8 protein-coding genes are annotated in these 8,901 nt (G+C 41.6%); 5 read left to right on the top strand and 3 right to left on the bottom strand.

From position 1 onward, the window contains the following. Positions 1-333: 333 nt before the first annotated feature. On the bottom strand, positions 334-1,329 hold the full coding sequence (locus tag F895_RS05545; protein WP_005242794.1) for a Tim44 domain-containing protein: 996 nt from the start codon (positions 1,327-1,329) through the stop codon (positions 334-336). 82 nt (positions 1,330-1,411) lie between these two features. After that, positions 1,412-2,800 (bottom strand): DNA repair protein RadA, encoded by a 1,389-nt coding sequence (radA, locus tag F895_RS05550; protein WP_005242792.1) that lies wholly within the window; start codon positions 2,798-2,800, stop codon positions 1,412-1,414. Between the two features lie 798 nt (positions 2,801-3,598). Between radA and F895_RS05555 the strand changes: the two genes are divergently transcribed. From F895_RS05555 to F895_RS05575, 5 genes are all read left to right on the top strand, one after another. After that, the gene (locus F895_RS05555) at positions 3,599-5,011 is read left to right on the top strand and encodes an amino acid permease (protein ID WP_005242790.1); all 1,413 of its coding nucleotides are present in this window, start codon (positions 3,599-3,601) and stop codon (positions 5,009-5,011) included. Positions 5,012-5,152: 141 nt separating this feature from the next. Beyond that, entirely contained in the window at positions 5,153-5,392 is a 240-nt protein-coding gene (gene lptM, locus F895_RS05560; protein WP_005242788.1) for an LPS translocon maturation chaperone LptM, read from the top strand. A 22-nt stretch (positions 5,393-5,414) separates the two neighbouring features. Beyond that, positions 5,415-6,665, top strand: coding sequence for a diaminopimelate decarboxylase (gene lysA, locus F895_RS05565; RefSeq protein ID WP_005242786.1), 1,251 nt, complete (start codon positions 5,415-5,417; stop codon positions 6,663-6,665). A 6-nt stretch (positions 6,666-6,671) separates the two neighbouring features. Further along, complete coding sequence (dapF, locus tag F895_RS05570; protein WP_005242784.1) at positions 6,672-7,526, top strand: diaminopimelate epimerase; 855 nt, start codon at positions 6,672-6,674, stop codon at positions 7,524-7,526. Positions 7,527-7,597: 71 nt separating this feature from the next. Beyond that, positions 7,598-8,209, top strand: a complete 612-nt coding sequence (locus F895_RS05575; protein WP_005242783.1) for an alpha/beta fold hydrolase — start codon at positions 7,598-7,600, stop codon at positions 8,207-8,209. 38 nt (positions 8,210-8,247) lie between these two features. Here the strand turns inward: F895_RS05575 and F895_RS05580 are convergent, their stop codons facing one another. Then, complete coding sequence (locus F895_RS05580) at positions 8,248-8,862, bottom strand: LysE family translocator (protein ID WP_005242780.1); 615 nt, start codon at positions 8,860-8,862, stop codon at positions 8,248-8,250. Positions 8,863-8,901: the final 39 nt, after the last annotated feature.

Here is an 8,901-nt window from a genome sequence, read left to right as displayed (position 1 = left end):
CTGAATAGCTGAATAGCTGAATAGCTGAATAGCTGAATAGCTGAATAGCTGAATAGTGGGGGATTTGAGTTAAGCTAAAATGATCCCAACAAAGTCGGCTATATTCCCCAAAAGAGGAATAGTTTTTCTATGATCATATCCGTTAGTATCAAGAGACAGATCGTGCGAGGTTGTGTTTTCACGGTAATAATAAACATAAATTGTTGTTCTATTTACACTCCGCCATTCTCCGATATAGAGAGTGGCTTTTTTTAGTTTTGATGTTTTGTTTCTATAATATTCAGCCAATAAAAAAGAGCTGTTAAAAACAGCTCTTTTTTATTTCACAAAGCATTAAGCTTGTTGGATACCCGCAACAACCCAATCTTGTTGTGAACCGGCAGGTTTTACAAAATGCCAGATTTCAGTGAATGGTTGTGGCAAGCTGTTTAAGTCTTCACTTACTGTACCTGTAAAGCGTACGCTTACAACGTATTGACCATTTTCAGTTGCGCTTTCAACTACCATTGCATTGAGGTTACTAAACTCAGCAACGTCTTGGTCTTGGTTTGACATGATGTCGTTGTACATTGAATCGTACAGTTCAGGGGTTAAGTAACGGCGAATTTCTTCAACATTACTGGCACTGTTAACTGATTGAATGTGGTTAAAGCGTTGACGTGCAATACGTAAGAATGCAGCAGGTTCCGTACCATCTGGTAATTGGTTGCCACTATTCATTGATGCACTACCAAACGGTGCTTGCGGTGCAGCGCCACCATTTACAGATTGACCAAAAATATTGGTGTTATCATTTGCTTGAGGTGCAGCTTGACGAGTGAAATTGTTCTGACCATTGTTATTTGGTGCGTAAGGGTTGTTTGCTGCAACTTTTTGTTTACCGCTGAATCGACGGAAAATAAAGAAGGCACCCCCAGCAATTAACAATAGCCATATCCACGTTGGAATGCCGCCTTTTTTCTCTTGCTGTTGAGCTTGTTGCTGTTGAGCCGCTTGAGCATTGGTTGCCTGCTGCTCAGTTGCAGTTGGGTTGTGTTGCTTGTCATCTGCTAACGCATTCGCGGCTACAGCACCAATCGCAGCACCAGCAACACCCGCAGCAACCATTGAACCAACACCTGGGCCAGACTTCTGCGGAGCAGCTTGTTGTGGTGCAGGAGCAGCTTGACGTGGCTGTTGATAAGACTGGTTATAAGATTGACTAGATGAACTAGAGCGGCTCATCCCATGACTTTTACCACCACCTGCACGTTTTGCTTCTGCAAGTGGTGCAGCAACCAAAGTTGCCATTAAAAGCGCTGCGACTAAACTACGCTGCTTTGCTTTCATCGAAAATTCCTATTTAAATCCAATTCGTAAATGTATTTATGAAGGTATTTGCATGGAATTTCAATAAGAAAAGTATGTTTTTTTATGTCAATTCATCACTCAATTGCATTGCTTCAGTCAAAGCTTCATGCAAACGTGCGACCGCAATGATTTGAACACCTTCAATTGTTTTTTGTGGCGCATTGCCTCGAGGTAAAATCACATACTTAAAGCCATGTTTGACCGCTTCTTTTAAACGTTCCTGACCATTGGGTACAGGACGAATTTCGCCAGAGAGCCCAACTTCGCCAAAGACAGCCAATTGCTGTGGTAAGGCTTTGCCTCTTAAACTGGAAGCACAGGCAAGTAATACAGCCAAATCTGAGCCAGTTTCAGTAATTTTTAAACCACCGACAACATTGACATAAACATCCTGTCCTGAGGTTTGTACACCACCATGTCTGTGCATGACTGCAAGCAACATATTCAAACGGTTTTGTTCTAAACCGAGTGCAACACGACGGGGTTGCCCATGCGCATCATCAACCAGTGCTTGCACCTCAACCAGTAGTGGGCGAGTACCTTCACGGCTAATCATCACAATAGAGCCCGGAATGGCTTCATCATAACGACTCAGAAAAATCGCCGATGGGTTGGCAACCTCACGCAGACCTTTATCGGTCATGCCAAAAACACCGAGTTCATTAACCGCACCAAAACGGTTCTTTACCGCACGAATCATACGGTAGCGAGAATCAGATTGTCCTTCAAAGTAGAGGACACAATCGACCATATGTTCTAAAACACGAGGACCTGCAAGAGAGCCTTCTTTGGTGACATGACCGACAATAAACAAAGCGGTGCCACTATTTTTGGCGAAACGTGTCAGTAAGGCAGCAGATTCACGAATCTGTGAAACACCCCCTGGGGCAGACTGTAAAGTCTCGGTATATAAGGTTTGAATCGAATCGAGGATAGCCACTACTGGGCGTTCTTGTGCCAGTACTTCACAGATACGTTCTACACAGGTTTCCGCCATGACTTTGAGTGAGTCTGTCGGTAGATCTAAACGTTGTGCACGTAAAGCCACTTGCGATAAAGATTCTTCACCTGTGACGTACAGGGCTGTACTTTTTTTGCTGGCCATATGCGTTGCGGTTTGCAGTAGGATGGTTGATTTACCAATCCCTGGGTCACCACCGATTAATACAACAGATCCAATAACTAACCCCCCACCGAGCACGCGATCGAATTCGCTAATCCCTGTTGGAACACGGCTTTCATTGGAGACTGTGACTTGGTTGAGCGTAGTGATACTAGACGCTTGTCCTGCATAGCCACCTATTTTAGGCTGGCCACGATGTGTTACTGCTGGCTCGATACGAACCTCAAGCAGACTATTCCATTCGCCACATTCAGTACATTGACCCGTCCATTTGGGATGGTCTGCACCACATTGTTCACATCGGTAAACGGTTTTAATTTTTGCCATAAGATAAAATTGAAAACTTTCTTAAAATTAGATAAAAAAGAATCAGGACGAAAATTTCTAACAATGCTAATCGTTGTTTAAGGAATAACAAAACGAAGACGGCATGATTTCGTCGCAGATTGGTTAAAGGGAAGTGCTCAGAAAAATAACATGATATACAACTTTTACAAGTTATAGACAGTGTGTTTTTAGCAATCACTTTTTTTGTTCAATTCACTTTTTCCAAGGATGGGAGGGCTATGTTTGCTTAATCTGACGTCATGAGATGACGATTTGATGGCATAGATATTGCTCATGCAAAGCGGAATGAAATATTGGCATTATTGTGCCTTATTTTGTGCAAACACCAAGTATTAATGGTGTAGAGGATAAGGAGATGTAAGAAGTGGGTGTGAAAGCGTTTATATATGATCCAATTAAATTGCTTAGCTATAAATGCAACATTCAGCAAAGAATATATTAAACGTACACAGAGATTTTTATCTAATGATTGAATTATAAATCAATTTTTTAGATGGATGTTTTGGAATAGAAAAGAACAGCTCGGCTAAGTTTAGTGTTCTTTTTTATAATTCGTTTTGGTCTTACCTGTGTTGTCCTGATAAGTTCATTGTATTGTTTTGGCCTTGTGCGTATGATCGAATTCAATTGTATTTAACTTGAAAAATACAGGTAAAAATTGCTTAGCTAAAGTCAGCCAATTTATAGATAACGAGAAAAGATACCGAAAATAGTACGAATCGTTATTCAGAGTGGACTTTAGTTAATGAATTAAAAACACTGGAGAGTTTTTGTAAAATGTCGAATCAAAATCTGAGTGAGGCTGCTGAGCAAAGCGGACTTCACCGTAGTCTATCTAATCGACATCTACAGTTGATTGCGATTGGCGGTGCAATCGGAACAGGGTTGTTCATGGGGTCTGGTAAAACCATTAGTTTGGCTGGACCATCTATTCTGTTTATTTATATGACCATTGGTTTGATGGTGTTCTTTGTAATGCGTGCATTGGGAGAATTGTTATTATCCAACCTTAACTACAAGTCTTTTATTGATTTATCGACTGATTTAATTGGCCCTTGGGCAGGTTACTTTGTCGGCTGGACCTACTGGCTGTGTTGGGTGACCATTGGTATCGCAGATTTATCAGCCATTATTTACTATCTGGAATTCTTTAATGGTGGTGAGTCATTTACCCCATTGGGTGGTTTACTGATTAGTACTGTTGCTATTGCTTTTGTACTGGGCTTGAACTTGGTCACCGTAAAACTATTCGGTGAAATGGAGTTCTGGTTTGCGATGGTGAAGATCACGGCGATCATTGTCTTGATTGCTGTGGGTTTGTGGATGATCTTTACTGGATTTACCAATGCCACGGGTACGGTTGCAAGCGTTTCGAACCTTTGGACACATGGTGGGATGTTCCCGAAAGGCCTTGACGGTTTCTTGGCTGGCTTCCAGATTGCAATTTTCGCCTTTGTGGGTGTGGAATTGGTTGGTACCACGGCTGCTGAAACGCAAGATCCAAAGCGCAACTTACCGAAAGCGATTAACTCGATTCCAATCCGTATCATTATTTTCTATGTATTGGCATTGTTCGTGGTGATGTGTGTCACGCCTTGGGATCAAATCAATCCTAAAGTTAGCCCATTCGTCAACATCTTCTCGCAAGCAGGGATTGCTTCTGCTGCGATTATCATGAACTTGGTGGTGTTATCCTCAGTGATGTCATCCATGAACAGTGGTGTATTCTCAACTAGCCGTATGTTGTTTGGTTTATCGACGGATGAGCAAGCACCGAAGCTGTTTGGTAAATTATCTAAGTCAGCCGTTCCTGCAAAAGCTTTGATTTTCTCATCAATCTGTATCTTTATTGGTGCATTCGTTCAGTTTGTTTATAAATTACAAACAGGTACCAATGATGAAGTGACGGCTTTTACTTTAGCAACAACGCTATCAACGATTTTGTTCATCTGTGTATGGATCATTATTATGTGGAGTTATATCAACTACCGCAAAAATCGTCCTGAGCTACATGCGCAATCAACATTTAAACTGCCTGGTGGCGTGTTTACCTGTTGGGTGGTGATTATTTTCTTCCTTGCAACGATCTATTTCCTTGCCTTGGATGAAACCACTTTGGAATCACTGAAGGTGAGTCCACTTTGGTTTGTTATTTTGGCGATTGGTTATTTCTTCTATAAGAAAAAGTAATTTTTAAGCGAATTGAATCCAAAACGCCGACTTTAGAGTCGGCGTTTTTTTATGGTTATTGTTTGATTCATTCAAGTTTAGACTTTAGCCAATGGGATGATCACGCTATACTGCTCCGAATTGTAAAAGTTAGGTGCACAGATGCTTAAAGTCATTTGTTCTATCAGTGTGTTGCTGAGCAGCGTTATTTTAACTGCATGTGGTCAGTCAGGTGCATTGCAATTACCATCTGATCAGAATCAAGATAAACGCGCAAAATATCTGCTTTATAAAAATGAAGCATCTCAGAAAAAAGCGTCAGTGGCTGCTAAAACAGACCAAGTAGACGTGGAAAACCAAGCAACATCGTCAACGACTCAATCACAAACAATCTCCCCTTAAGTTTGTATATAAGGACATCTTCATGAGTTTCACTCGCATTAATGGAGTATTGCACGCTGAGCAATGTTCACTGGATCAGCTCGCACAGCAATATGGCACGCCTTTATATGTGTATTCAAAAGCAACTTTTGAAAAGCATTATTTGGATATGCACCGTGCTTTTGATTTTATTGATCATCAAATCTGTTTTGCAGTGAAGTCAAACTCAAATTTGGCTGTTCTGAATGTATTGGCAAAAGCGGGTGCAGGTTTTGATATCGTGACGGGTGGAGAATTGGCTCGTGTACTTGCAGCGGGTGGTGAACCTGCCAAAATCGTATTCTCTGGTTTGGGTAAATCGGAAGCCGATATCGAAAAAGCGCTCAATGTCGGGATTGCTTGCTTTAATGTGGAATCACATGCTGAGTTAGATCGAATTCAAAAAGTTGCAGCCAAGCTTGGTAAAAAGGCACCGATTTCTTTACGGGTAAACCCAGATGTGGATGCCAAAACTCATCCGTATATCTCAACAGGTCTGAAAGAAAACAAGTTTGGTATTCCAAGCGATAGCGTGAATGAAACTTATCAATATGCTGCGTCGTTACCGAATCTTGAGATTGTCGGGATTGACTGTCATATCGGTTCACAATTGACTGAAACCAAACCTTTTGTCGATGCACTTGATCGTGTCATTTTAATGATTGAGCAGTTGAAAGGCTTGGGCATTAACCTCAAGCATATTGATATTGGTGGTGGTTTAGGTGTTCGCTATAAAGATGAAACACCGCCAAGTGTTGAAGCGTATGCCAATGCCATGCGCCCAGCTTTAGAAAAACTTGGGCTAAAAGTCTATATGGAACCGGGGCGTAGTATTTCTGCCAATGCAGGTGCATTACTCACCAAGGTAGATTTACTCAAACCAACCAATCACCGTAACTTTGCCATTATTGATGCGGCCATGAACGATTTGATTCGTCCTGCTTTATATGAAGCGTGGATGGATATTCAATCTGTTAATGCAAACCCTGATGTTGAAGTTAAAACTTGGGATTTGGTCGGTGCGATCTGTGAAACGGGCGATTTCTTGGGTAAAGAGCGTGATTTAGCCCTTCAGGAAAATGATGTGTTGGCGGTATTAGGTGCAGGCGCATACGGTTTTGTGATGAGCTCGAACTACAATACCCGTGGTCGTGCCGCTGAAGTGATGGTCAATGGTGATCAAGCCTATTTAATTCGTGAACGTGAAACCATAGAATCACTCTGGGACAAAGAGCGTTTGTTGCCTGAGGAGTAAATGAAGATGTATTTAGAATTTACCAAAATGCATGGTTTGGGCAATGATTTTATGGTCGTTGACCTTGTGACCCAGCGTGCTTATTTAGATACCGTGACGATTCAACGTTTGGCTGATCGTCATTTTGGTGTGGGTTTTGATCAGCTATTGATTGTTGAACCACCTGATTTGCCCGATGTCGATTTTAAATATCGAATCTTTAATGCCGATGGTTCCGAGGTTGAACAGTGTGGCAATGGCGTGCGTTGTTTTGCCCGCTTTGTGCATGAGCGTCAATTGACGACCAAAACCAAGATTCGCGTACAAACCAAAGCCGGTATTGTTGAACCTGAATTGGGTGCCAATGGTTGGGTTCGTGTCAATATGGGGCCGCCGAAATTTCTTCCAGAAGAAATTCCGTTTGTGACCCAAGAGCATGAAGATATTGAAGGCTTATATGCATTGGAACTTGCAGATAATCAGAGCATTAATATTGATGTCGTGAACATGGGGAATCCTCATGCCGTCACTATCGTGCCTGATGTTTTAACAGCTGATGTTGAGCATATCGGTCCGCAAGTGGAATCACATGCACGTTTTCCTGCACGGGTGAATGCTGGATTTATGCAGATTCTGGATGAAAAGCATATCCGTTTACGTGTGTTTGAACGTGGTGTCGGTGAGACTTTGGCTTGTGGTACGGGTGCCTGTGCCGCTGCGGTCAGTGGTATGCGCCGTGGTTTACTGGCCAATGAAGTTGAAGTGCAGCTTGCAGGTGGTAAGTTACATATTGCTTGGCGTGAAGGTGATGTGGTGTGGATGACTGGTCCAACTACACATGTTTATGATGCCCGTCTGGATTTACGATATTTCCAAGGCTAAAGTTGAACGCTGTAAACACTCCTAAATAGGGGTGTTTACGTTTAAAAAAATTATAATTTAAAAGGATAAGAATGAATCATCTCGTCTTTCTTGCTGGTGCATCAGGCAATACACAATTTTGGAATCCTCTGATTGCACAGCTTCCTACTAATTATACAAAACAAGTGATTGCTTATCCTGGGTTTCATGGGGTGGCAACAGATTCAGACATTAATAGTTTTGATGATCTGAGTCATTATGTGCTTGCACAGATTCAGCAACCTTCTATTCTCATTGCTCAATCCATGGGTGGAATCTTTGCGATTGCAGCAGTTTTACAAAAATCAGATCTGGTTAAAGGTTTGGTATTGATTGCAACCTCTGGTGGAATTAATTTAGACCGATTTCAAGTTCAAGACTGGCGGCAGTTTTATCAACAAGAATATATTGAATATCCTGATTGGTTTGTAACAACGAAAGTCGATTATGAGCGATATTTACCAGATGTAGAGATAGAAACCTTACTAATCTGGGGTAATCAAGATCCGATTAGTCCGATTGAGGTTGGACAATATTTAAATCAGATCTTGCAAAAATCTAAACTCTATACTGTTGAAGATGGCGATCATCAACTCGCAGAGAAATGTGCTGATGAGGTTGCCATACAAATCAATGATTATTTAAAAAATTTAGATCATGATTGAAATTGAGCGTGCTGAGATCAGCACACTTTTTGTATCGCTTATCGTTTGCTGAATGCAAGTTTGAGTGCAAACAAGATAAAAATACTGCCTGTGATGCGATCCATATAGCGAATAAATTTGGGCTGCTTCAAATAAGCAGAAATGGACTGCATCGCAGCGATTAGAAAAACTGACCAGATCAAGCCGATCACCACATGAATCATCACCAGCCCCATGGTCCAAATCACTGGAGACGAAGACTGTGGAATAAACTGTGGCAAAAAAGAAATATAAAAAATGCCGACTTTGGGATTGAGTAAATTGCCCCAAAAACCTTTAATAAACCAATTTTGTGTTGTTACTGCTGAATCATTTAAATTCGCAAGTTGGCTGCGGGGCTTTAAAAGGAGATTGAGTCCTAACCATGTCAGGTAAATTGCACCCATCCATTTCAAGGTATTGAAGGCCAGATCCGATGTCATCAGCAATGCACCTAAACCACAGGCGACAATGATTCCCCACACAATACAGCCAAGATTGATACCCAAAGCCGCTTGGAATGCTTTGGCTTTACCTTCCAATGTAGCGGTACGAATAATCAGCGTAGTATCTAAACCTGGAGTCAGCGTGAGCAGGGTAATTGCAATGAGATAAGGAATAAGTATGGCTGTCATTGATCAAGCACCATTTAAAACTTGAAAATAATTGTAGTA

Origin of the sequence: Acinetobacter sp. CIP 64.2, assembly GCF_000369645.1 — a bacterium.
Classification (GTDB): domain Bacteria; phylum Pseudomonadota; class Gammaproteobacteria; order Pseudomonadales; family Moraxellaceae; genus Acinetobacter.
Note: the sequence above shows the minus strand (reverse complement) of the source record. Positions and strands in the feature narration are given on the sequence as shown.